General features: G+C 71.0%; 8 protein-coding genes. 3 read left to right on the top strand and 5 right to left on the bottom strand.

What is annotated here, in order from left to right:
* Positions 1–104: 104 nt before the first annotated feature.
* From ABTV10_RS08235 to ABTV10_RS08225, 3 genes are all read right to left on the bottom strand, one after another.
* Positions 105–1,643: an FAD-binding protein gene (locus ABTV10_RS08235; protein ID WP_499033899.1), complete on the bottom strand. Its 1,539-nt coding sequence runs from the start codon at positions 1,641–1,643 to the stop codon at positions 105–107.
* A gap of 89 nt (positions 1,644–1,732) precedes the next feature.
* Positions 1,733–2,251, bottom strand: a complete 519-nt coding sequence (locus ABTV10_RS08230) for a VOC family protein (protein ID WP_499033897.1) — start codon at positions 2,249–2,251, stop codon at positions 1,733–1,735.
* 112 nt (positions 2,252–2,363) lie between these two features.
* Positions 2,364–3,236 carry a uracil-DNA glycosylase gene (locus tag ABTV10_RS08225; protein ID WP_499033893.1) on the bottom strand — a complete coding sequence of 291 codons (873 nt, stop codon included), beginning with the start codon at positions 3,234–3,236 and terminating at the stop codon, positions 2,364–2,366.
* 102 nt (positions 3,237–3,338) lie between these two features.
* Here ABTV10_RS08225 and ABTV10_RS08220 point away from each other — a divergent pair, with 102 nt between their 5' ends.
* The 3 genes from ABTV10_RS08220 (at position 3,339) to ABTV10_RS08210 (ending at position 6,005) form a co-directional block, all read left to right on the top strand.
* Positions 3,339–4,094 (top strand): SIR2 family NAD-dependent protein deacylase, encoded by a 756-nt coding sequence (locus ABTV10_RS08220; protein ID WP_499033889.1) that lies wholly within the window; start codon positions 3,339–3,341, stop codon positions 4,092–4,094.
* 115 nt (positions 4,095–4,209) lie between these two features.
* A complete protein-coding gene (locus ABTV10_RS08215; RefSeq protein WP_499033885.1) occupies positions 4,210–5,100 on the top strand; it encodes a glycosyltransferase family 2 protein in 891 nt (296 codons plus the stop codon).
* 17 nt (positions 5,101–5,117) lie between these two features.
* Complete coding sequence (locus ABTV10_RS08210; protein ID WP_499033882.1) at positions 5,118–6,005, top strand: glycosyltransferase family 2 protein; 888 nt, start codon at positions 5,118–5,120, stop codon at positions 6,003–6,005.
* Positions 6,006–6,008: 3 nt separating this feature from the next.
* On the opposite strand, the gene ABTV10_RS08205 is transcribed toward ABTV10_RS08210, so the two are convergent.
* Together ABTV10_RS08205 and ABTV10_RS08200 are read right to left on the bottom strand one after the other, a co-directional pair.
* Positions 6,009–6,929: a glycosyltransferase family 2 protein gene (locus ABTV10_RS08205; protein WP_499033880.1), complete on the bottom strand. Its 921-nt coding sequence runs from the start codon at positions 6,927–6,929 to the stop codon at positions 6,009–6,011.
* Entirely contained in the window at positions 6,926–25,555 is an 18,630-nt protein-coding gene (locus ABTV10_RS08200) for a non-ribosomal peptide synthase/polyketide synthase (RefSeq protein WP_499033877.1), read from the bottom strand. The genes ABTV10_RS08205 and ABTV10_RS08200 overlap by 4 nt, the downstream gene beginning before the upstream one ends.
* Positions 25,556–25,606 lie beyond the last annotated feature (51 nt).

Raw genomic sequence — 25,606 nt, 5'->3', positions numbered from 1 at the left:
GAGGTAGTTCCACGGTTTCCGCCCGCACGCCTCGGCCGCCCGGCGAACGAACAGCGCCGCGCCGCCCCGATTCGGGCGGCGCGGCGCTGCCGTGACGGGACGGCTTACTTGCCGGCCATGTCCATTGCCGCGAGGTGGCTGAAGAGCATGCTGGTGCCGATCGGGTTGCCACCGCCCGGGTACACGGTGCCGCTCGGCGCGGCCATCGTGTTGCCCGCCGCGTACAAGCCGGGGATCGGGTTGCCGGTGGTGTCGAGGACACGCGCCGCGGTGTCGGTGCGCAGACCGCCCTTGGTGCCGAGGTCGGAGATGCCGAACGCGGCCGCGTGGAACGGGCCCTGCTCGATCGTCACGAGCGGCGGCTCACCACCCGAGAACGCGCGGTCGTACGCCTCGTCGCCGCGACCGAAGTCAGGGTCGACGCCGGCGGCGACGAACGAGTTGAACCGCTCGACGGTCGCGACCAGGTTCTCCGCCGGGACACCGACCTTCTCGGCCAGTTCCTCGAGCGTGTCCGCGGTGTGCCACAGGCCCGCCTCGACATACTTCTCCGTCTCGACCATGGAGACGTTGGTGGCGTTCACCGGGGGACGCTCGCCGTCCTTGTCGTCGTAGATCATCCAGTAGGGCAGCGTGGCCTTGCCCTCGTCCATCTGGGCGATGATGTCGCGGCCGATGCGGTCGTACGCCGCGGACTCGTTGACGAACCGCTTGCCATCCTGGTTGACGAAGATGCCGGCGGTGAACCACAGCGCGAACGCCGAACGCCCGTCCGGGTGCGTCATGCCCGGCGACCACCACGCCTCGCCCATCAGGTCGGTGTCGGCACCGACCGCGATGCCCGCCTGGTGCGCCTGACCGAGGTTGCCCCACGGACCCATCGTGTCGCGGGCCTCGCCGGGAACGCCGTACTTCTGGCGCATCTCGTCGTTGCCTTCGAAGCCACCGGCCGCCAGCAGGACGCCCTTGCGAGCGTGGATCGCGACGCGCTCGCCGTCACGCTCGACGATGGCGCCGACGACCGCGCCGTCTTCGACGACCAACTCGACGAGGACGGTGTTCAGGTGCAGTGTGGCGTTGGGGTACTTCTCCATCGCCTTGAGGAACCGGCCGATCAAGGCGCGCCCACCGATGAGGTAGTCGGGCAGCGGGGCACCGAGTCGGTCGACGTCCAGCGGTCCGCGCACCAGCTCGTGCAGGTCACCGACCTCCGCGATCGGGAGCGGGGTCGGCATGGTGTGGCGCTGGCCGTCGAGGCGGGCCTTGGGCGCCTTGCCGAAGTAGTCGGGCCACGGCAGCATCTCGAACTCGAGCATCTCGTCCTGCTCGAGGTACTCGATCAGCGGGGCGCCGCCGCGGACGTACGCCTCCTGCAACTCGCGCGGGGTCCGGTCGCCGACCACCGCGTGGTAGTACTCGAGCGCGTCCTCGATCGTGTCGTCGGTGCCGGCGCGCTTCAGCGCCGGGTTGCACGGAAACCAGAAGCCGCCGCCGCCGGAGTAGGCGGTGGTGCCGCCGAACTTGTCGGTCGCCTCGACCAGGATCACGTCGAGCCCCTCGCGGGCCGCGGTGTACGCGCCGGTGACGCCGCCGCCACCGGACCCGGCCACCAACACGTCACATTCTTCGTTCCAGTTGACCATCGTTCAGCCTTTCCCGGCCACGCCGGATTGGATTCTCCACCTCGTCGAGGAGGACGGTGGGACTTGATGTCTGAGTGGCTCGCCCGCAGTCAGGCGATCGGCCGGACAGGATCCGTCCCGTCCCACGTCCGGGCCTGTTCGATGCCGTACTCGAGCATCGCGCGCATGCCGGCGCTCTGGATGTACTCGAACACGACCTCCGGCTGGGCCGGCGAGTGCACGTACGCGACGCGGGTGCCGGGGCCTTCGGCAACGAACAGTTCCTCGAGTCCCCGGCGGTGCGCGGAGGCGAGGGCTTCGTCGAGATCGTCTGTGAGCCAGGCGATGTGGTGGGGTCCGACGTGCGGCTCGCCGGCGGCGTTCGTGTACGGCGACGGAGTCGTCGACGTGATCTGCATGAGTTCGATCTGGAGGTCGCCGGTGTAGCCCATCGCGACGTCCATGGTCACCACGGTGTCGGCTCCCGCGTAACGGCCGCTGAGCGTGACGCCGCGGAACACGGTCCACGGCCCCACGCGGGCCTGCGTGACCCAGTGATCGATCGCGGCATCGAGATCGGCCACGACATACCCCATCTGAACAGCGGGTTCGGGGACCTCGTGGCCCATGCACACCTCCAACGGCAGTCGACGTGGGAGTGATGGTAGCCACGCCTACCGGAGGGTCCTCAAGCCTTCGTCCCACTGAGCAGACTCTTGACGTGCCTGCCCGTCACGGGGATCAGCGTCCCGAACCGCCACATCCGAAGCCGAGCCCGGCGAGGTCTTTGCCGCGCGCGACGACGTCGTCGAGCATCTGCTCGGTGAGCGTGCCGGTGAAGGTGTTCTGCTGGCTCGGGTGGTAACAGCCGATCACCGTGAGCGGCTTGCCGTCCGGGGTATGGAGGACGGTGACTTCGCCGTGCCCGAACTTCGGTCTGGGCGTGGGCACCGTGCCTCCGGCCCGCCGGACGGCGCCCAGCGTGGCGTCCCAGCCGAAGGAACCGAGCGCGATGACGGCACGCACCCACGGCAGCAGGTCGGCGAATTCGGCATCCAACCAGCCCGCGCAGCAGTCCCGTTCGCCGACGGTCGGCTTGTTGCCCGGGGGCGCACAGCGCACCGCCGAGATCATCCGCGCGCCGAACAGCTTCTGGCCGTCCCCGGCATGCTCGGCGGTCGCCTTGTTCGCGATACCGGCGCGGTGCAGAGCCCGAAACAGCCAATCGCCGGCCTGATCCCCGGTGAACATCCGGCCCGTGCGATTGCCGCCGTTCGCGGCGGGCGCCAACCCCATGATCAGCAGTTTGGGGAGGATGTCGCCGAACCCGGCCAGCGGCCGACCCCAGTACGGCTGATCGGCGAACGAGCGGCGTTTGACGTCCGCGGCCTGCTCACGCCAGTCCACCAACCGCGGGCAGGCGCGGCACACGCTGATCCGGGCGTCGAGTTCTGCCAGGTTCGACGCCGCCGCGGCCCCCTCGACGACGTCCCGGGCGGAGCGCGCGACGGGCGTGTCCGCGGTCGCGGGATCGCCTGGCCATCCGGCACCCGGCGGCACCGGCGACGGGAACAACTCCCCCGTGCCGGGGTGCGGCAGCAGCTCGCCGGTCATCGGATCCGCGCACACGTTGGCATGCGTCAATTCAACCCGATCGCAGGCACACCGCCCACTCGGGTGCAGCCCACCGGAAGCCCTGCGCGCACAATCGACCACATGGACCAGTTCGCAGTCGACCCGGCACTCGTCGAGGCCGCCCGTGCCGCCCGTCGCGTGGTGGTGTTCAGCGGCGCCGGAATGTCCGCCGAGAGCGGCGTGCCGACATTCCGCGACGCACAGACCGGCCTGTGGGAACGCTTCGACCCCGCCGAACTCGCGACGCCGCAGGCATGGGAGAGCAATCGGGCCCTCGTGTGGGCGTGGTACCAGTGGCGCACGGGACTGATCCGGCGAGTGCAGCCGAACGACGGCCATCGCGCACTGGCGACGTGGGCGCAGCGGGTGCCGATGACGCTCGTCACCCAGAACGTCGACGATCTGCACGAACGAGCCGGCAGCGAGGTCGCGGCCCACCTGCACGGCAGCCTGTTCACCCCGCGCTGCAGTGTCTGCGCCGCGCCACATCCGTCGGACGGTGGACTCGACGTCGAGCCCACCGGTCCGGTGACGCCGCCCGCGTGCGCGAGCTGCGGCGGCGACGTGCGTCCAGGGGCGGTCTGGTTCGGCGAGGCACTGCCGGAGGACGCCTGGACACGGGCCACCGACGCCGTCGACGCCTGCGACCTGATGGTGGTCGTCGGCACGTCCGCGGTGGTGTATCCGGCCGCCGGACTGCCGCTGCGCGCGGTGGAGTCGGGCGCGACGGTGATCGAGATCAACCCCGAGGCGACCGACCTCAGCGCCCTCGTCCACCACTCGTGGCGCACCACCGCGGCCGTCGGACTGCCCGCGCTCGTCGCTGCGGTCGGCTAGGAGCGCTGACTCCACCCCAGGACATCTAAAACCCCGCCAGGACATGGACAACCGTCCAAGTCCGGGGGGTTTCGCATTCCGCCCGTAATACGCAGGTATGCAATACGATTGCGCGGTGCCTCGCCGCCCCGCACTGATCTCGGTCGTGATCGCCGCGCTCGATGTCAAGGGAATCATCGACGTCCAGCTGACGGCGCTCGCCCAGCAGGACTACGACGGCGCCTTCGAGGTCGTCGTCGCCGACAACGGGTCGAGCGACGGGCTCGAGGAGTACCTCCGGAACCATCCGCTTCGCGACAGGCTGCACCTGTCCTGGGTGGATGCGTCGGACGCGCGGGGCGTCAGCCATGCTCGCAACGTCGGCGTCGCCCGGTCCGCGGGCGACTTCGTCGCGTTCTGTGACGCCGACGACCGGGTCCGCCTCGACTGGCTGCGCCACCTGGCCACGGCCGCAACTCGGTTCGACGCGGTAGCCGGTGGACTCGACGGTCGCCCACTGTCGAGCGAGCGGGCCGTGGCCTGGCGCCCGCTCGCGGACGTGGCGACGCAGCCCACCTCGGCGAACGCCCGGTTCCCGTGGGGCGGCGGCGGGAACATGGGCATCTGGCGTGAGGTGTTCGACGAGATCGGCGGGTGGGACACCTCGTACGTCTACGCGCTCGAGGACATGGAGTTCAGCTGGCGCCTGCAATTGCGCGGCTACTCGCTGGGCTGGGAGCCGCGCGCAGTGGTGGACTACCGTCTGCGCGACGACCTCCGCTCGCTCTGGCGTCAGTCGTTCGCCTACGGCCGCGGCGAGGTGCAGCTGTACCGGGACCACCGCGCGACGTGTATGTCCGGGCGCCCCGTTCCATATCTCGTCCTGCTGATCGTGCTCATCGTCATCCGCAACCCGCTGCTGCCGACGACGCTGACGAGGCTGCCACGCGGACAATGGCTCTGGCATGTGAGCGCGCTGTTCGGACGGGTCGCAGGCAGTCGCGAGTTCGACGTCTTCTACGTGTAGGAACCTTGGGAGGCTCCATGCCACGCACGCCCACTCTCGTCTCGGTGGTCCTGCCCGCGTTGAACGCTGCTCCGGTCATCGACGTGCAGCTCGCCGCGTTGGCAGGGCAGGACTACCCGGGCGAGTTCGAGGTGATCGTCGCCGACAACGGGTCGACGGACGGATTGGACCGGCACCTGTCCGAGCATCCTCTGGCCGAACGGCTGCGGCTGCGCCGCGTGGACGCCGGAGGGGCGCGCGGCGCCGCGCACGCGCGAAACGTCGGCGTCGACGCCGCCCGCGGCGACTTCATCGCCTTCTGCGACGCCGACGACCAGGCCCATCCACAGTGGCTCCGACGTCTCGTCTCCCGTGCCGCCGCCTTCGACGCGGTCAGCGGCCCGGTCGAGTCGAGCACCCTCAACTCCGCGCGGGCCGCGGAATGGACGCCGGTCAATCCGCCCGAGGTCCGAACCGAGGTCCCCGGGCTGTTCCCGGTCGCCGGGAGCTGCAACCTGGGGATGTGGCGCAACACGATCGACAAGGTCGGACCGTGGGATGTCGACTGTCTCGGCGGTGGCGAAGACGTCGACTACTGCCTGCGAATTCAGCTCGCGGGCCTCACGTTCGGCCACGAGCCCGAGGCGATGATGGCCTATCGCGTGAAGAGCTCGTATCCGCAGTTGTGGCGTCAGCAGTACTTGTGGGCGCAGTCGGACGTCGACACCTTCGTCCGGTACCGGGACCGCGGCCACCGGCGCCGTAGTCCGGTGCTCGCCCTCGCCATGCCGGTGCTGCTGGTGCTGAGGAATCCGCTACTCCCCCAGGCCGTCACGAAACTGCCGACCGGAACGTGGATCTGTTATCTCGCCGGGTTCGCGGGCCGCATCCGCGGCAGTCTCCGTAACCGGGTCTTCTACCTCTGACGGCTACAGGTACAGGTGGCGCTGCTCGATGCTGCCCTTGATCCGACCCGTGACGGCCCCGGCGACCCAGTACCACTGGCCGCGGCGCCCGGCCGGCCAGTTCCACGGCAACGCCGGCAGCCGGAACAGCAGCCACCCGAGGTAGCCGAACAGGATCAGAGGATTGGTGCCGCGGGCGCCCTCCGCCGCGTACTGCTTTGCTAGCCGCGCCTCCGCCATGTTGTATTCGACGGCCTGGTCGAACATCTCCCGGCGGGTGGTCCGATACCGGTACGCGACAAGGGCGTCCGGGTTGTAGCCGAGGTCGTACCCGCGCAGTTGGGCACGCCAGCAGAAGTCGACGTCGCCGCCGGCGGTCGGATACGTCTCGTCCCAGCCGCCGATCTCGTCGAACACCGAGCGCCAGATGCCGAGGTTGCACCCGAACGTGCTCGGCAGGAAGTGCGCCATCAGCGGCAGCTTGTCCGGTGGCGGGAGCGCCCGCCACTGCGCGATCACCGGATCGTTGAGGGTGTCCCGCTCGAGGAGACCACCGACGATGCCGTGTTCCTTGGCGGTGACGGTCATCGCGGTGAGCCAGCCTGGGTACACCGCATCGTCCTGGTCGCAGTACGCGACGAAGTCGTACCGGGCGGCCCGGGTGCCGACGTTGCGCGCATGCGACGTCCCGGCCACGGCACTCGAATCCACCCACCGCAGCCGCAGACGGTCCCGCAGGGGGTGCTGCTCGACATGACTCCGTAGTGCCGCACTGTTCTGGTTGTCACTCACCACGACCTCGAACTCGCCGTCGTAGTCCTGGCGCGCGAGCGCCTCCAGCTGGATGTCGATCTCCGGGAGCGCGTTGTACGCGGCGACGACCACCGAAACCCCTGTCGGTGTTCCGAACGTCGCTGTGGCCAGTGGTCGCTCCCGGTCGGTCACCTACACTCCTCACATCGTCGGATGTCACGATCGGCGCGGGACGCATCGGCGGCCATGGTTCGCAGTACCGACACGAACCGCTCCACGACGCTCTGCGCGGTCGACTCGTCGAACAGCGCCGTCTGGTACAGCAAACCACCGGTGACGCCGGTCGGCACGCCGAATGCGTCGTAGTGGTCGTTCAGGCTGAACTCGAGTTCGTGCTTCGCCACGGTCGTCGGTACCGGATGCGGTTCGATCGACAGCCCGGGGAACTGCGCCGCGAGCCCGTCGGCGGCCCGCTGCAGGATCAACGTGACCTGGAACAGCGGGTTGTAGGGCGCGTCCGGGTCGAGTCCGAGTGCCCGCTCGAGCCGTGGGTTCGACACGTCCGGGTTCGCGTAGGCACCCAGCGCCGCCGACCGAACGGCGGCGACGAGGTCGGCGACCGACTGCCGCTCGTCGACGACCACTCGCATCAGGACGTCGTCGGAGAAGTTGCCGACCAGGTCGTCGAGTTCGGGCTCGCCGCGGCCCGCGATGGAGGTGGCCACCGTGACGTCCTGCTCGTTCGCGAACCGGCTGACGCACAACGCGAACGCCGCCTGCAGCACCATGAACAGGCTCGCACCGCACTCCCGGGCCAGCGACACGAGGCCCGCGTGGGTGTCGGCGTCGAGGTGGACCGGTAGCGCCGCTCCCGCCGTCGGACGCGTCGCCGGCCGCGGCCGGTCGGTCGGGAAGTCCAGGAAGCCGGGCCGGTCCGCGAGCGAGCGCGTCCAGTAGTCCATCTGGCGGTGTGCCTCGCTCGCCGGGTCGTCGAACTCCCCGAGCAGTGAGCGCTTCCACACCGCGTAGTCGGCGAACTGCACGGGCAGTGGATCCCATTGCGGTGCAACACCCATTGCACGCGCCGCGTACGCCACCACGACGTCGCGGGTGAGCGGCCCCACGCTGTAGCCGTCCGCGGAGATGTGGTGCACGACGACCGCGAGCACGTAGTCGTCCGGTCCGATCCGGAACAGCCGCATCCGCATCGGCAACTGCGTGGTGACGTCGAAATCGCCCCACAGGAACGCATTCAGCTCGGCATCGAGGGACGCCGCATCCGCAGCGACGACCTCCACCTGTGGTACCGCGTCCTCCGCGGCCACGATCACCTGCACCGGACCGTCCGGGGTGGCCGGGTAGACGGTCCGCAGCGACTCGTGCCGCGCGACCACGTCGCCGGCCGCGGCGCGCAGCACCGCGACGTCGATCGCGCCGCGCAGCCGCAGAGCGAACGGAATGTTCCACTCGCCGCCCCGGGTGCGCTGGTTGTCGGCCCAGATGCGTTCCTGGGCCGGCGCCAACGGGATTCGGTCCGGACGCTCCGACGCCGTCAGCCTCGGCCGCTCGAGCCCGGCGTGCTCATCGACCCGCGTCGCCAACGCCGACACCGTCGGCACCTCGAAGAACTCGCGGACCGTCAGCGCGGTCCCGAACGCCTCGTTGATCCGTGCCGTGGCCCGGGTCGCGGACAGCGAGTTGCCGCCGACCTCGAAGAAGCTGTCGTCGGCGCCGACCCGGGCACCGCCCGTCAGGTCCGCGAAGATGCCCGCGACGATCTCCTCGGTGGCGGTGACCGGCTCCCGGAACCCGCTGCTGCTCGCGAACTCCGGTGTCGGCAGCGCCCGGCGATCGAGCTTGCCCGTGACGCCGAGCGGAAGCTCGTCGAGCAGGATCACGGTCGAGGGCACCATGTAGCTGGGCACGCGTTCCGCGACGAACGCGAGCAGTGCGGCGACGTCGGGCGAGGTCCCGGGCCGCGGCACCGCGTAACCGACGAGGTGCTCGGCCCCGCCGGGGGCCCGTTGCACCGCCACGACGGACCGGTCGACGTCGGCGTGCGCGGACAGCGCCGTCTCGATCTCTCCGAGCTCGATCCGGAAGCCCCGGAGCTTCACCTGGAAATCGGTGCGGCCCAGGTAGTCCAGGACGGCACCCGACCGACGCGGCACCCAGCGCACCAGGTCACCGGTTCGGTACATGCGGGTTCCGGCGGCTCCGAACGGATCGGCCACGAACCGGTCGGCCGTCAGGTCGGTCCGCCCCACGTATCCGCGGGCGAGCTGGGCACCCGCGAGGTACAGCTCGCCGGGTACCCCGATCGGCACCGGCTGCAGGCGCGCGTCGAGCACATAGACGCGGGTGTTCCACTCCGGCAGACCGATCGGCACGGACGGACCGTCGTCGGGCCCGCACGCGTGATGGGTGACGCTCACCGCGGCCTCGGTGGGCCCGTACAGGTTGAACACCGGGGCGGCGCTCACCTCACCGAACCTGCGGACCACCTCGGCGGGCAGCGCCTCGCCGATGCAGATCACCCGGCGCAACGCGTCGAGCGGCTCATCGCCCACCGACGCGAGGAACGCGGTCAGCAGCGACGGCACGAAATGCACGGTGGTGACGCGGTGATCGCGGATCAGCCGCTCCAGGTATGCCGGGTCCTGCTCGCCCCCGGCCTTCGCGACCACCAGCCGGGCGCCGGCGGTCAGTGCCCACCAGAACTCCCACACCGACAGATCGAACGTGGCCGCCGTCCGCAGCAGCACCGCATCGGTGCCGTCGAGTGCGAACTGCGCCTGCTTCCAGAGCAACTGGTTGACGATCGCCGCGTGTGGAACCGCGACGCCCTTGGGTCGGCCGGTCGAACCGGACGTGTAGATGACGTACGCCGTGTTCTCCGGGCGCAGCGGTGACCGCAGCTCGGCGTCGGCGATGGGATCGGACCGGTGCCCGGCGAGGTCGACGGTGTCGACGTCCACCCGCTGGGCGGTCTCCGGCACCGGAACCGTCTCACCGCTCGAGGTGAGAACAACCACGGGACACGCGGATTCGAGCACGTACTCGGTTCGCTCGACGGGATGGTCCGGGTCGATCGGGACGTACGCGCCGCCCGTCTTGGCGACCGCGTACATCGCGACCAGCAACTCGAGCGACCGCCGGATCGCGAGGGCGACCCGGGTCTCGGGCCCCACGCCGCGCGAGATCAGCTCGCGGGCCAGGCGGTTCGCGAGGGCGTCGAACTCGGCGTAGGTGAGTTCGAGCTCCTCGACCACCACGGCCACCGTGTCCGGGGTGGCGCGCACCCGCTGCGCGAACAGGTCGGCCAGCGTCGTGCTCGGCACCTCGTGCCGGGTGGCGTTCCACTCGACCAGCACGGCACGCCGCTCGGCCTCGCCCTGCAGGTCGATGTCACCGATCACCGCGCGGCGGTCGGCGACGACCGCGCGCAACAGCCGTTCCAACCTGTTCGCGAACCGCGCGACGGTCGCCCCGTCGAACAGGTCGGCGGCATACGTGAACGACGCGGCGATGTCGGCCGGCTCCCCGTCGGCGTCGCGATGGTCGACGAGCGTGAGGTGCAGGTCGAACTTCGCGGGCTCGAATCCCGCGTCGAGGACGTCGATGTCGAGACCGGGGAGCTCGAACCGGGTGCGGCCGAGGTTCTGCAGCGACAACGCCACCTGGAACAGCGGATGGCGCGCCGTGGAGCGCTCCGGATCGAGTACCTCGACGATCCGCTCGAACGGCACGTCCGCGTGGGCGAAAGCGGCCAGGTCGGTGCCGCGCACCCGGTCGAGCAGGTCCGCGAAGGTGGCATCGGCGCGCACACCGGTCCGCAACGCGAGGGTGTTGACGAACATGCCGACCAGACCGTCGAGTGCCTGTTCGCCGCGACCCGCGATCGGGGTGCCGATCGTGATGTCGTCGGTTCCACTGAGCCTGCTCAGCAGCGCCGCGAACGCGGCGTGCACGACCATGAACAGCGTGGCGCCCTGACTGCGGGCGAGCGCGAGCAGCGCCCGGTGCAGCGACGCGTCGAGGGTGAACGCGTGGGTCTGCCCGCGGAACGACTGCACGGCCGGACGCGGGTGGTCGGTCGGCAGGTCCAACTGGTCCGGCAGGCCGGCGAGAGTGTCCGACCAGTAGGCGATCTGGCGGGCGGCGACGGATCCACCGTCGTCCTCGTCGCCGAGAATCGCACGCTGCCACAGGCTGTAGTCGGCGTACTGGACGGGCAGCGGCGCCCACGACGGTTCGAGGCCCTGACGGAACGCGGCGTACGCGACCATCACGTCCCGGGCGAGCGGGGTCACCGAGAATCCGTCCGCCGAGATGTGGTGCACGACGAGCACAAGCACGTGGTCGTCGGGTCCGACGCGCAGCAGGGCCACGCGCAGCGGCGCCTCCACGGTGACGTCGAATCCCGCGCCCGCCAGCCCGACGACCGTCGGCAGGATCTCGGTCGGCTCGACCGCCACCGGGTCCAACGTCGGAATCACCTGCGCCGCGGTCACGATCACCTGGTGCGGGCCGTTCGGCGAATCCGGGTACACGGTGCGCAGCGCCTCGTGCCGATCGACGGTCGCGGCGATCGCGGCGTGTAGCGCGTCGACGTCGAGCGCCCCGGACAGCCGCAACGCCATCGGGATGTTCTCGGCGCCCGACGTCGGGTCGAACCGGTTGAGGAACCACATGCGCTGCTGCGCCGGCGAGAGCGGGATCCGGTCGGGACGCGCGAGCGTCCCCAGTGCCGGCCCGGACTCGGTGCGGGCCGACTCGGCCCGCGCCGCGAGCGCCGCAGCGGTGGGGTACTCGAACAGTTCCCGGATGCCCAGCGCGGTACCGAGCACCGCGTTGACGCGGGCGATGAGCCGCGTCGCGAGCAGCGAGTTGCCGCCGAGGTCGAAGAAGCTGTCGTCCACCGACACCAGTTCGAGGCCGAGCAGATCGGCGAACACGTCGACGACCTTCTCCTCCACCGGGCTCGACGGGGCCCGGAACTCCCGCGTCGAGACGAACTCGGGAACCGGGAGAGCCCGCCGGTCGAGCTTGCCGCCCGCCGTCACCGGCAGCCGGTCGAGCACCACGACCTGGGTGGGGACCATGTACCCGGGCAGCGACGCACCGACCCGCTCCCGCAGGTCCTCCGGGTCGAGGGTCGCGCCCCGCTCGGGCACGACGTAGCCGACGAGGTGATCGCCGGTGCGGGTGTCACTGTGCAGCACCACCACCGACTGTGCGACGTCCGGGCAACCCACGAGCGCCGCCTCGATCTCGCCGAGTTCGATACGCAGACCGCGCAACTGGACCTGCGAGTCGGCGCGGCCGACGAAGTCGAGCAGTCCGTCCCGGGTGCGCCGGACCAGATCGCCCGTGCGGTACATGCGGCCGCCACCGAACGGGTCGGCCACGAACCGCGACGCCGTCAGACCCGCGCGCTGGTGGTACCCGCGGGCGACACCGGGGCCCGACAGGTAGAGCTCGCCGATCACGCCCACCGGCACCGGGCGCAGGCGCGAGTCGAGGATGGTCGCGCGGGCACCGGCGATCGGCGCGCCGATCGTGATCCGTTCGCCCACCGACAGCGGCTCGGTCATCGTGATGATGATCGTGGTCTCGGTCGGTCCGTAGCTGTTGAAGAACCGGCGTCCGGGTGCGAACCGCTCGACGAGCTCCGGCGGGCAGACGTCGCCACCGACGATCACCGTCTCGAGGGAGTCGAGGCCGTCGGTGTCGACCGTGCCGAGTGCCGCCGGTGCGGTGAGGATGTGTGTCACCTCCCGGTCCCGGATCAGCTCGGCCAGTTCGTGGCCGCCGATCACCGCGGGCGGCACCACCACGAGCGTGGCGCCCACGCTGAAGCCCGCGAGCATCTCGAACACCGACGCGTCGAAGCTCGACGACGAGAACCGCAGGACCCGGGAGTGGTGCGACAGCGCCAGTTCGGTGCGGGCGTCGGCACAGAACGACGCCAGTCCGGTGTGCTCGACGACGACGCCCTTCGGCAGTCCGGTGGACCCGGACGTGTAGATCATGTACGCAGCGTTGGTGAGGGCGATCGGCCCACCGCGATCCCGGTCGGTGACGGCGGACGCCGAACGCTGCGCGCAGTCGTGCTCGAGTTCGGCGGAATCGAGCACCAGCCACTGCGTCGAGTCCGGCAGTCGGTCGACGACGGCCGCCGCGGTGACGCCGACGTCGGCGCCGGAGTCGGTGAGCATGTGCCGGATCCGGTCCGCGGGATGCGCCGGGTCGACCGGTACGAACGCGGCGCCGGTCTTCACGACCGCCCACATCGCGACGATCGACTCCGCGGACCGCGGGAACGACAGCGCGACGAACCGCTCGCGGCCGACCCCCCGGTCGAGGAGCACCCGTGCCAGCCGGTTCGACCGGGCGTCGAGTTCGGCGTAGGTGAGGGCGACGCCGTCGCCGTGGATTGCCACCGCGTCCGGCGCGGAGGCCGCACCCGCGGTGAGGATCTCGGCCATCGTCCGGGGGGCGACGGTCAGCGGCAGCGGGGCCGGCGACACGAGCGCCCGGTCGCGGTCGTCGAGCAGGTCGAGATCCCCCACCGGCAGGGCCGGGTCGGTGGCGACCTGCGCAAGCGCGCGCACCAACTTGTCGGCGATCGCGGCCGCGGTCGCGGGATCGAACAGGTCCGTCGCGTAGGTCAACGAGCCGAGCAGTCCCGCGGACGCCGAGGCACGGAGTGTGAACTCGAGGTCGAACTTGGCGACATTGGCACCCGGGTCGACGACGGTGGCCGTCACGCCGGGAAGCTCGAGGACCACCTCCCCGTGGTTCTGCAACGACAGCGCCACCTGGAACAGCGGCGAATATGCCTGCGACCGAGGCGGATCGACCACCTCGACGACCCGCTCGAACGGCACGTCGGACTGCGCGAACGCCGCGAGATCGACGGATCGGACCCGCCGCAGAAGCCGGTCCCACGGCTCGGCCGGATCGACCTCGGTGCGCAGCACGAGCGTGTTCACGAACATGCCCACCAGGTCGTCGAGTGCGCGTTCGCCGCGCCCGGCGATCGGGGTTCCCACCGACACGTCGGAGGTGTCGGTGAGCCGCGCGAGCACCGCGGCCAGTCCCGCGTGCAGCACCATGAACAGTGTCGTGGCGTGCTCCGCCGCCAGCCCCTCGAGACGCCGGGTGACGTCCGGATCGACCGTGAAGTCCACGCGCGCAGCGCGATACGACGCGACCGGCGGCCGCGGGCGGTCCAGCGGCAACTCGAGCACCGCCGGCGCTCCGTCGAGCCGTTCCCTCCAGTAGCCGAGTTGCTGCGCCGCGAGCGACCGCGGATCGGCCTCGTCGCCCAGCACCCGCCGCTGCCACAACGCGAAGTCGGCGTACTGCACCGCGAGGGGCGCCCAGTCGGGCTCCTCGCCGCGCATCCGCCGGGTGTACGCGGTCATGACGTCCCGGGCGAGCGGCAGCGTGGACACACCGTCCGCGCTGATGTGGTGCACGACGAGGACGAGCACGACGTCGTCGTCGGCGATCCGGAGCAGTCGTCCGCGCACGGGGACGGCCGTCGTCACGTCGAAGCCACCGGCGACGACCGCGGCGACCGCGGCCTGCAGGGCGGCCTCCCCCGGCACCGTCACCGGGTCGAGTTCGAGCGGAACACGGTCCGCCGGCACGATCACCTGGTGCGGCCCGTCCTCCGACTGCGGGAAGAGCGTGCGCAGCGACTCGTGGCGGCCGAGGACGTCGCGGATCGCGGCCTGCAGTGCCGGGACGTCGAGCCGTCCGGTCAGCCGCACCACCAGCGGGATGTTGTACGCCGGCGACGCGGGATCGAACTGGTTGAGGAACCACATGCGCTGCTGCGCGAGCGAGAGCGGCAGCTCGGCCGGGCGGGGACCAGCGGTGAGCGCGGGACGGTCGTCCTCGTGCCGGGCCCGGTCCACGCGGACCGACAGCGCGGCGACGGTGGATGCGTCGAACAGTTCCCTGACGCCGATCCTGGTGCGGCGCAGTTCGTTCACGCGGGCGACGACGCGGGTGGCGCTCAGCGAGTTGCCGCCGAGGTCGAAGAAGTCGTCCTCCGCGCCGACACCGACGATCCCGAGGACGTCGGCGAACACGTCGGCGACGATCGCCTCGGTCCGGGTGCGCGGCTGGACGAACTCGCGGGTCGGGAACACCGGCTCCGGCAGCGCCCGCGTGTCCACCTTCCCGGACGGTGTGAGCGGCAGGGCGTCGACCACCGTGACGACCGACGGCACCATGTACTCGGGGAGACGGCCGCGCGCGTGCACGACGACGTCCCTCGGGTCGACGACCTGCCCGGCCGCCGGTACGACGTACGAGACCAGCGCGTCGGCGCCACCGCCGCGGTGTCCGACGGTGACCGCCACGTCGACGGCGGGATGCGACGCCAGGACCGCGTCGACCTCCCGTAGTTCGATCCGGTGTCCGCGCACCTTGACCTGGAAGTCGGTGCGGCCGAGGTATTCGAGCGAGCCTTCGAGCCCGTTCGTCGTCCAGCGCACCAGGTCACCGGTGCGGTACATCCGGGTACCGTCGGACGCGTACGGGTCGGCCACGAACCGCTCCGCCGTGAGCGCCGCGCGATAGTGGTAGCCCCGGGCCAGCCCCTGCCCCGTCACGTACAGCTCACCCGCGACGCCGACCGGCACCGGATGCAGCCGCCGGTCGAGGACCCGGACACCCGTGCCGCGCACGGGCGCCCCGATCGACACGGACTGGTCCGGAGCCATCGGGCCGTGATGGGTTGCCATGATCGTCGACTCGGTGGGCCCGTAGGCGTTGAACATCGCTCGTCCCGGCGCCCACCGCCGCACCAGCGCGGCGTCGCACGCGTCACCGCCGACGACGACCACCCGGATGTGCTCGAGTCCCGCCGGTTCGACGGTCGCCAGCGCGCCCGGGGTCACGAACGCGTGGGTCACCCGCTGTGCGCGCAGGACCTGCGCGAGTTCCTCCCCGCCGTACACCCCGACCGGGACGACGACGGTCGTCGCCGCTCCCCCGACCGCCATGAGCAGCTCGAGGATCGAGGCGTCGAAGCTGGGCGACGCGAAATGCAGTACCCGCGAGGCGGAATCGACCCCGTAGCGGTGCTGCTGTTCGGCGACGAAGGCCGCCAGTCCGACGTGCGTGACGACCACACCCTTGGGCACACCGGTGGAGCCGGACGTGTAGATCATGTACGCCGGGTTGTCGGGGCGCAGCGGCCGGAGACGGTCGGCGTCGGTGATCGGGGCCGCGGAGTGCCCGGCCCGGCCGTCATCACCGTCGAGGACGGTCCACGCCACCGTGTCGGGCAGGGCTGCCAGGTGTTCACCGACGGTCACGCCGACCCGCACACCGGAGTCCGCAAGCATGTGGGCGATCCGCTCGGCCGGATAGGTCGGATCGACCGGCAGGAAGCCCGCACCGGTCTTGGCGACCGCCCACACCGCGCACACCGACTCGAGCGAGCGCGCCAGCGCGAGCGCGACGAACGACTCGGGGCCGACGCCCCGGCCGATCAGGTCCCGCGCCAACCGGTTGGAGCGGTCGTCGAGTTCGCCGTAGGTCAGCACCCGATCGTCGTGGATCAGGGCGGTCGCGGCGCGGTCGACGGCGGCGTCGGCGAGCAGATCCGGGAGCAACCGCGGCGGCACCGGGTCCGCCGCGGCCGACAGGCGTGCCGATCGTTCGGCGGCGCCCAGCAGTTCGATGTCGCCGACCGGGACGCCGGGGTCCGCGACCGCGGCGGCGAGCAGTCGCACGAACCGGTCCGCGAATCCCCGGGCGGTCGACGCGTCGAACAGGTCGCACGCGTAGGTGAACGTGACCCGCGCACCGGCACCGGCCCCGGCTGCGTCCACCCGTTCCGCGACCTCGACCTGGAGGTCGAACTTGGCGATCCCGAAATCGAGTTCTTCCGAGGCGATCTCGACATCGGGCAGCGAGATCGACTGCGGCTTGGGGCCCTCGAGAGCGAGGACCACCTGGAACAGCGGGTGGTGCGCCGTCGACCGTGCCGGGCTGATGACCTCGACCAGTTGCTCGAACGGGACGTCCGCGTGCGCGTACGCGGCCAGGTCGGTGCCGCGGACCGCTGCCACCAGATCGGCGAACGACGCCGACGGGTCGATCTCGGTGCGCAGCACCAGGGTGTTGACGAACATGCCCACCACGTCGTCCAGTTCCCGCTCGCCACGACCGGCCACCGGGGTGCCGATCGAGACGTCGTCGGCCCCGCTGAGCCGCGCGAGCAGCACCGCGAGCGCCGCGTGCAGCACCATGAACGGTGTGGCATGGGCGCCGCGTGCCAGGGCGCACACCGCGTCGTAGACGTCCGCGTCGATCGTCGTGGCGACCGTGCCACCGACGTGGCTGGGGGTCGCGGGGCGGATCCGGTCGGCGGGCAACTCGAGCACCTCGGGTGCACCGGCCAGTTCCGCCGACCAGTAGGCGATCTGCCGAGCCGCCGTCGACTGCGGATCGTCCTCGGCGCCCAGCAGTTGACGCTTCCACAACGCGTAGTCGGCGTACTGCACCGGCAGCGGCTCCCACGCCGGCGTCTCGCCGCGGACCCGCGCCGAGTACGCCTGCACCAGGTCGGCGGCGAGCACGTCCATCGACCACCCGTCGATGCTGATGTGGTGCACCACCACGACCAGCACGTGGCGGTCCGCGCTCTCGCGCAGCAGCGTCACCTCGATCGGAAGCTCCGCGGTGACGTCGAACCCGGAGGACACCGCCGCCCGGATGCGGTCGGCGAGTTCGGGCCCGACCGGCTCGCCGAGACCCAGTTCATCGAGCGCCAATTCGTCGAGCGCCTCACCGGTCGGCAAAATCCGCTGGTGCGGGCCGTCCACCGAGTCGGGGTACACGGTGCGCAGCGACTCGTGCCGGTCGAGGATGTCGGCGACCGCCGCGGCGAGCGCCGCGCGGTCGAGCGCGCCGGTCATCCGCAGCGCCACCGCCACGTTGTACGCCGGCGACCCGGGATCGAACCGGTTGAGGAACCACATGCGGGACTGCGCCGGCGACAACGGGATCCGCGCGGGACGCGGCCCCGCCTCGAGTGCCGGGACGGGCCCGCCGGCCCGGGACGCGTCGACCACCGCCGCGAGACCCGCGACCGTGGGGGCGTCGAACAGCTCCCGCACCCCGAGTTGCACCCCGAACTCGGAGTTGACCCGCGCCAGCAGCCGCGTGGCCACCAGTGAATTGCCGCCGAGGTCGAAGAAGTTGTCGGAGGCGCCGATCGGCGCCTCGTGCCCGAGCACCTCCCCGAACACCGCGACCAGCGCGTACTCGGTGGGGGTGCCGGGGGCCACGTACTCGGACGTGCTCGCGAACTCGGGGACGGGCAGGGCCCGACGATCGAGCTTGCCGTTCGCCGTCACCGGCAGCGCGTCGAGCAGCACCAGCGTCGACGGCACCATGTACCGCGGCAGGACGGCGGCGACGGCGTCCAGCAGGTCGGCCTCACGCACGTCCGCGCCGGCGTGCGGCACGACGTACCCGGCGAGGTACTCCCCCGCGATCTCGTGGACGAGCCGCACCACGACGGCCTGCGCGACACCGGGCTGCGCGAGCAGCGCCGCCTCGATCTCGCCGAGTTCGATGCGTTGGCCGCGCAGTTTCACCTGGAAGTCGCTGCGCCCGATGTACTCGAGCTCGCCGGCCGGGTTCCACCGCACCACGTCGCCGGTCCGGTACATGCGGGTCCCGACCGGGCCGTACGGCGACGCCACGAATCGGTCGGCGGTGAGATCCGGTCGACCGACGTAGCCGCGCGCCAGTTGCGCACCGGCCAGGTACAGCTCGCCGTCGACGCCCACCGGGACCGGACGCAGACGCGAGTCCAGGACGTAGAGCGCGGTGTTCCACACCGGCGCACCGATCGGCACCGACGCCCCGCCGGAGCGGGTCCGGTGGTACGTCACGTCCACCGACGCCTCGGTGGGCCCGTACAGGTTGTGGAGTTCGATATCGGCACGCTCGTGCACGCGCCCGACGGTGTTGGCCTGCAACGCTTCGCCACTGGTGAAAATCCGGCGCAGCGACGGGCATCGCGCCGGATCGGCGCCGGCGAGGAACGCGTCGAGCATCGACGGGACGAAGTGGATCGTGGTGACGCCGTGGTCGCGCACCACCCGCTCGAGGTACCGCGGGTCGCGGTGCCCGTCGGGTTCGGCGATCACGAGGTGGGCACCGACCTGCAACGGCCAGAACAGCTCCCACACCGACACGTCGAAGGTGACCGGGGTCTTCTGCAACACCACGTCCGACGCGTCCAGCGGAAACGCGTCCTGCATCCACACCAGTCGGTTCACGATGCCCGCGTGGGGGACCGCGACCCCCTTGGGTCGTCCCGTCGATCCGGACGTGAAGATCACGTACGCGGTGTGCCCGGGCCCCAGTCCGCCTCGTTCCTCCGCCGTCAGCGGCGCCGAATCGACGTCGTCGAGCACGAGGGCGTCGACGGCGATCACCGGCGCGCCGGGCGGCAGCACGTCCACGGTCCCCGAATCCGTCAGGACCAGAACAGGTTCCGCCTGGAGGATCACGTATCCGATGCGTTCCGACGGCTGCGACGGGTCGATCGGTACGTACGCGCCGCCGGCGGCCACCACCGCGTGGATCGACACGAGCAGGTCGATCGACCGCGGCATCGCGATGCCCACCGACGTCTCCGGGCCGACGCCGGCCGCGGCGAGGTACCGGGCCAGACGGTTCACCCGGGCATCGAAATCCGCGTAGGACAGCGTGACGTCACCGAAGGAGACCGCCGGCGCATCCGGGGTGCGCGCGACCTGAGCGGCGAACAACTCGGCCAGGGTCGTCGCGGGGACCGGATGCTCTGTCGCGTTCCAGGTCTCGACGACGGTGGTGCGCTCGTCGGCAGTCAGGACGTCGATGTCGCCCACGGGCCGCGACGGGTCGGCGACGATCGCACCCAGGATCTGGGCGAGCCGTGCCGCCAGGGTCGCCGCCTCGTCGGCCGTGAACGACGACGGCCGGTACCGCAGCGTCATGCGCATGTCCGGCAGCGTCATCAGTGTGATCGGGTAGTGCGTGGCATCGAGACCCTGCAGGGCGCGCACCCGCATGCCCGCAATGTCGGTGTTCTCGTCGAGTCCGGCCCGCTCGATGGGGTACGACTCGAACACGGTCAGGGTGTCGAACAGATTGCCGATTCCAGCGATCGCCTGGATCTCGGCGAGCCCGACGTGGTGGTGGTCCAGCAACTCGGCCTGCTCGCCCTGCAGCCGGGACAGCAGCGCCCCGATCGGCTCCGTGGGATCGGTGCGCAGCCGCACGGGGATCGTGTTGATGAACAGGCCCAGCGTCTCCTCGACGCCCTCCAGTTGTGGGGGTCGGCCCGAGACGGTCGCGCCGAACACGACGTCGGATCGGGAGGTACTCCGGGACAACAGGATTCCCCACGCGGCCTGGACGACGGTGTTGACCGTGACGCCGAGGGTGTGCGCGAGGTCGGTGACCGTGTCGATCAGCGACGGCGCCGCAGGGACGTCGATTTCGATCGGGGCGTCGTCGGACCCCGCGTCCGCGGTCGCACCGCCGAGCAGGGTGGGCTCGGCGATCCCGTCGAGCGCGGTGCGCCACGCCTGCCGGGACCGCGCGGTGTCGCGGGCGGCGAGCCACTGCAGGAAGTCCCGGTACGGCCGCGGTTCCGGCACGGCGGCCGCCGTGTCGCCGGCCGCGTAGCGGACGAGCAGCTCGCGCACCAGCAGCGGCATCGACCATCCGTCGAGCACGATGTGGTGGTTGGTCACCGCGAACGCGTACCGGTCGGCGTCGAGGCGGACCAGCGTCGCCCGCAGCAGCGGCGGACGGTCGAGTTCGAACCGGGTGGTCCGGTCCACGTCGAGGATCCGGCACAGCTCTTGATCGCGCTGCACAGCGGGAAGCTGCCGGAGATCGACCTCGTTCCAGGGCACCTCGCCGCGCTCGAGAACCAGCTGGGCGGGCGCACCGGAGTTGTCGTAGACGAAGGCCGTCCGCAGATTCGCGTGCCGTTCGACCACCGCGTCGAGCGCCGATCGCAGGCGGGCCGCATCGACGCGGCCGACGAGGTCCATCCGCAGCTGCGCGGTGTACACGTCCACCCCGTCGGCGACGAGGCGCGCGTGGAACAGCAGTCCGGCCTGCAGCGGCGAGAGGGACCATACGTCGCGCACCGCCGGATAGCGGTGCTCCCATCGGTCGATCTCGGTCTGGGACACCGCGACCAGCGGAAGGTCGGACGGGGTGAGCCCGCCGGCGCCGGGCAGGTCGGCGTGCGCGGCCAGACCCTCGAGCGCCCGGCGCCACAGGTCGGCCAGCTCAGCCACGTCGGCGTCACCGAGCACCGCCGTCGGATAGGCGAACGTCGCGGTCAGGCGCGGCCCGTCGGGGCCGTCGGTCACCATCGCGTTGATGTCGACGGCGGCCGCGACGGCCATCGCGGACCCACTGCGCGCGACGAGATCCGGAGCGGCCGGGTCCGGCAACCACCCGGTCGTCGCGTCGACCGTCTGCCCCACACCGAGGCGGCCCAGGTAGTTGAAGCTGAACTGTGGGCGCGGCTGGTCCGCGAGTTCGTCCCGTGTGCGCGGATCGAGGTGTCGCAGCACACCGAAACCCAATCCGCGGCTCGGCACCGCGAGCGTCTGCTCCTTGACCGCCTTGATCACGGCGCCGGCGTCCGGTCCACCGGCGAAGGCGTCACCGAGATCGACGTCGGGAAGCGCCAGCCGCACCGGGAACGTGCTGGTGAACCAACCCAGCGTGCGGGCAAGGTCGGCGCCCGGGACCGCGTCCTCCTCGCGGCCGTGCCCCTCGAGGGTGAGCAGGACCGACCGTTCGGGGAATCCGTGCTCGTGACGCCAGTGCACGATCGCCATCGTCAACGCCGCGAGCAGCCCGTCGGCGGCGCCGCACCCGAACGCGTCGGGGAGCCGCCCGAGGACGGTGTCCGTCACAGCCGCACCGAGTTCCACGTGGACGCGTGCGGTCGTGGCGACGGTGTCGGTGCGCGGATCGAGGGGGCGCGCACCCACCAGCCGGTCCGGTCCGGCGAGGATCTCGCGCCACCGCACGAGTTCGTCGCGGTAGGCGCCCTCGACACCGGCCTCACGCAGCCCGTGGGCCCATCGCCGGAACGAGGTACCCACCGCGGGGAGCTCGACCTGACCACCGGCACGGACCTGCATCCAGGCCACCACGAAGTCCGGTACCAGGATCCGCCACGAGACGCCGTCGACGACGAGGTGGTGCGCGACGACGAGCAACCTGCCGCCGAGGTCGCCGGCGTCGAGCCACACCACCTGCAGCATCACGCCGGATCCCGGATCGAGACGCTGTGCGGCACGGTCGCATTCGTCGAGCACCGCGGACTCGAAGGCTCGGGTGCCCGGCGCGCTCGGCACCGCCACCCGGGTCACCAGGTCGGACGGATCGACGGTTCCGGGCGCCCCGACGGTGAGCGCCCGCTCCCCCTGCGGGTCCGTGTCCAGACGGCTGCGCACCATGTCGTGCCGGTCCACGACCGCACGGACGGTGTCCGCCAGGCCTCGCTCGTCGATGTCGTCGGGCGCCGTGAGGAGCACCGACTGGTGGAAGTCGTCGAACGGTCCGCGGGCCGTCATCTCGTACATCACCGGTGTCAGCGGAACCGATCCGATTCCGCCACCCGGAAGCTCTTCCAGCAGGCCCTGCGGCACGCTGTCGATCGGCACGGACACGCGCGCGATCTCGGCAACGGTCTTGTGTTCGAACACTTCCCGCGCGGTGAATCCGAGTCCGACGGCCCGCGCGCGGGACACCAGCTGCATCGCCACGATGCTGTCGCCACCCAGCGCGAAGAGCGAATCGTGCACGCCCACGCGTTCGATACCGAGCACCTCGGCGACGATGTCGGCGATGGCCTGCTCTGCCGGGGTGGACGGCGCGCGGTACTCCTCGGCGTCGCCGCCGAACTCGGGCACCGGCAGCGCGCGTCGATCCAGTTTTCCGGCGGGAGTGACCGGGACGTGGTCGAGGCGTACGACGGCGGCCGGCACCATGTGCGACGGCACGATCCGCGCCACACCCGCGACGACGGCGGCGGCATCGAACTCCGCACCGGGATCCATCCGGACGTAGGAGACCAGCACCGGACCGGAGGTCCGCTCGTGCGCGACCGTCGCCGCGAAGTTCACGCCGTCCTGTTCGAGCAGCGCCGCGTCGATCTCCCCCAGCTCGATCCGGAAGCCGCGAATCTTGACCTGGAAGTCGGACCGGCCCACGTACTCGAGCTCGCGCGCGGCCGTCCACCGCACCTCGTCGCCCGTGCGGTACATGCGGGTGCCCGGTCCGCCGAACGGATCCGCGACGAATCTGTCGGCGGTGAGCGCACCGCGACGGTGGTAGCCGCGGGCCAGCCCGGGTCCGGTGAGATACAGCTCGCCCACGACGCCGACGGGGACCGGACGCAGCTTGCGGTCGAGGACGAGCGCCCCGGCGCCCTGGATCGGACGCCCGATCGTGATCGGATCGCCGGGCGCGAGCGGGTCACCGGTGGTGATGACGATGGTCGTCTCGGTGGGGCCGTAGCTGTTGGTGAACCGGCACACGTCACCGAACCGCTCGACAAGGTCCGGCGTGCACACGTCGCCGCCGACGACGACGCCCTCGAGGTCCGTCAGGCCCCGCGGATCGACCGTGTTCATCAGCGTGGGCGCGGAGATGATGTGCGAAACCCGCTGCCGACGAAGCAGATCCACAAGGTCGAGGCCGCCGTAGACGTCGGGCGGCGCGACGACCATGGTCGCCCCGGAGCTGAACGCCTGGAGCATCTCGAACACGGACGCGTCGAAACTCGCCGACGAGAACCGCAGCACGCGCGACTGCGGACCGATGTTCAGTTCCGGGCGTGCCCCGGAAGCGAACGCGGACAGTCCGTCGTGCGTCACGAGGACACCCTTCGGGAGTCCGGTCGAGCCGGACGTGTAGATCATGTACGCGGTGTTCGCGATCCCGACGGGCGCGAGCCGGTCGACGTCGGTGACCGGCTCCGACGAGAAGCGTTCCGCGGCAACATCGGTCGCGTCGTCGTCGACGACGATCCAGTCGGTACCGTCGGGCAGTCCCGGCCGTTCGGACGCACACGTCAGTCCGATGGCGGCCCGCGAATCGGTGAGCATGTGGACGATGCGATCGGTCGGCAGTCCCGGGTCGATCGGCACGAACGCCGCCCCGGTCTTGGCCACCGCCCACACCGCGATCAGTGCGTCCGCAGAGCGGGGCATGCTGATCGCGACGAACGTCTCCGGACCCGCACCACGATCGACGAGCAACCGCGCCAATCGGTTCGACATCGCATCGAGGTCGCGATAGGTGACGTCCCCGGTCTCCGCCGCGATGGCGACGTTGTCGGGATGGGCCTGTGCACCGCGGCGCAGCAGATCGGGCAGCAGCCGCGGCGGGCAGGCGGCGGGACCGCGGAGCGGGACCAGCGCGGCACGCTCGTCGACGTGCATCACGTCGAGGTCGGCGACCGCGGTGTTCGCCGACTCGGCGAAGGCCGCGAGGAATTCGAGGAACCGCGCGTGGTGCGCATGCAGTTCCTCGGGCGTGTAGAGATGGGGATTCGCCTCGAAGTCCACGTGCGCGCCCTCGCCCGCGAGCGCCGGGTAGATGTTCACCGCGAGGTCCTCGACGGGGCCGGTGGTGAGGACGTGCAGCGTGCCGACCTCGTGCCCCAAGCGGATCTCGCCGTGGAACATCATGACGTTGACGGCGGGGCCGAAGAACCCGCGCCGGCCGCCGCCCACTCCCGCGTCACGCCTGATGTCCTCGTGCCGGTACCGCTGATGGCGTAGGACGCCGGTCAGTTCCACCTGGACCCGGCGCGACAACTCGGCGCACGTGACACCGCCGCCGGTGTCGAGGCGGATCGGCACGACGTTGGAGACCATTCCGCCCGAGCGGCGCAGTTTGGCGGTGGTTCGAGCCGAGACGGGCAGGCTCAGGACCACGTCGTCCTCACCCGTCAGCCGGGACAGGAACGCCCCGACCGCGGCGACCACGATCGCGGCGAACGTGATTCCGTCCGCTTCGGCCACCATGCGGCGCATCGCGGACTCGACGGCGGCGGGCAGCGGGCCGGTCGCACGCTGGGAGTGCGGTCCCACGTCCGCGGAGCGGCCGGCCAGACTGATCGGGTGCGGCAGGTCCCGGGTGCGCTCGGCCCAGTACCGGCGGTCGGTCTCGAACCGCGACGACGTCCGGTACCTCGCCTCGTCCTCGCTGATCTCGCGGAGGCCGTAGGCCTTCCAATCGGGGAGTTCCGCGCCCGTGACCGCCGAGGTGTACCGTTCCGCGGTCCGGTTCACGAAGGTCATGGCCCCGAACCCGTCGAGGGCGATGTGGTGGATCCTGGCGTACCAGTAGTAGTGCGACTCGCCGATCCGCAGGGTGGCGGACTCCACCAACCGGTCCACCAGTATGTTCGTCGGGGTGCTGTACTCACGCCGCATCCACGCCTGCGCTGCCGCAACGGGGTCGGACTCGGCGCGGAAGTCGAGATGCGTCGTCCGGTCGTTCACCGCGTAGTCGATCGCCTGGTACGGCTCGCCGTCGATCTCCACGATTCGCAACATGCCGGTGCCCAACTCGCGGGCCGCGTCCGCGCACGCCTCAGAGAGAGCGTGGACGTCGAGATCACCGACGATCTCGACGTACTGCGCGATCGCGATCGGGACGTCCTCGATCAGGTGCTGCGCGAACCAGATTCCGCGTTGCGCCGCGGACAGGGGTAACACTTCGCCGTCGGAAGCGATCACACCGGTGACCGAAGCCCCTGCTCCGGCCACGGATCCGGTACCAGTTCCGTC

This window comes from Paraburkholderia sp. RHO2 (assembly GCF_050955445.1).
In the GTDB taxonomy this organism is placed as follows: domain Bacteria; phylum Actinomycetota; class Actinomycetes; order Mycobacteriales; family Mycobacteriaceae; genus Prescottella; species Prescottella agglutinans_A.
The sequence above is the reverse complement of the archived record's forward strand: the minus strand, read 5'-3'. Positions and strand labels throughout refer to the sequence as shown.

Excerpts from the sequence above, each read along its gene's own strand:
- ABTV10_RS08235 (WP_499033899.1), bottom strand. The coding sequence starts at position 1,643 with ATGGTCAACTGGAACGAAGAATGTGACGTGTTGGTGGCCGGGTCCGGT.
- ABTV10_RS08230 (WP_499033897.1), bottom strand. The coding sequence starts at position 2,251 with ATGGGCCACGAGGTCCCCGAACCCGCTGTTCAGATGGGGTATGTCGTG.
- ABTV10_RS08225 (WP_499033893.1), bottom strand. The coding sequence starts at position 3,236 with ATGACCGGCGAGCTGCTGCCGCACCCCGGCACGGGGGAGTTGTTCCCG.
- ABTV10_RS08220 (WP_499033889.1), top strand. The coding sequence starts at position 3,339 with ATGGACCAGTTCGCAGTCGACCCGGCACTCGTCGAGGCCGCCCGTGCC.
- ABTV10_RS08210 (WP_499033882.1), top strand. The coding sequence starts at position 5,118 with ATGCCACGCACGCCCACTCTCGTCTCGGTGGTCCTGCCCGCGTTGAAC.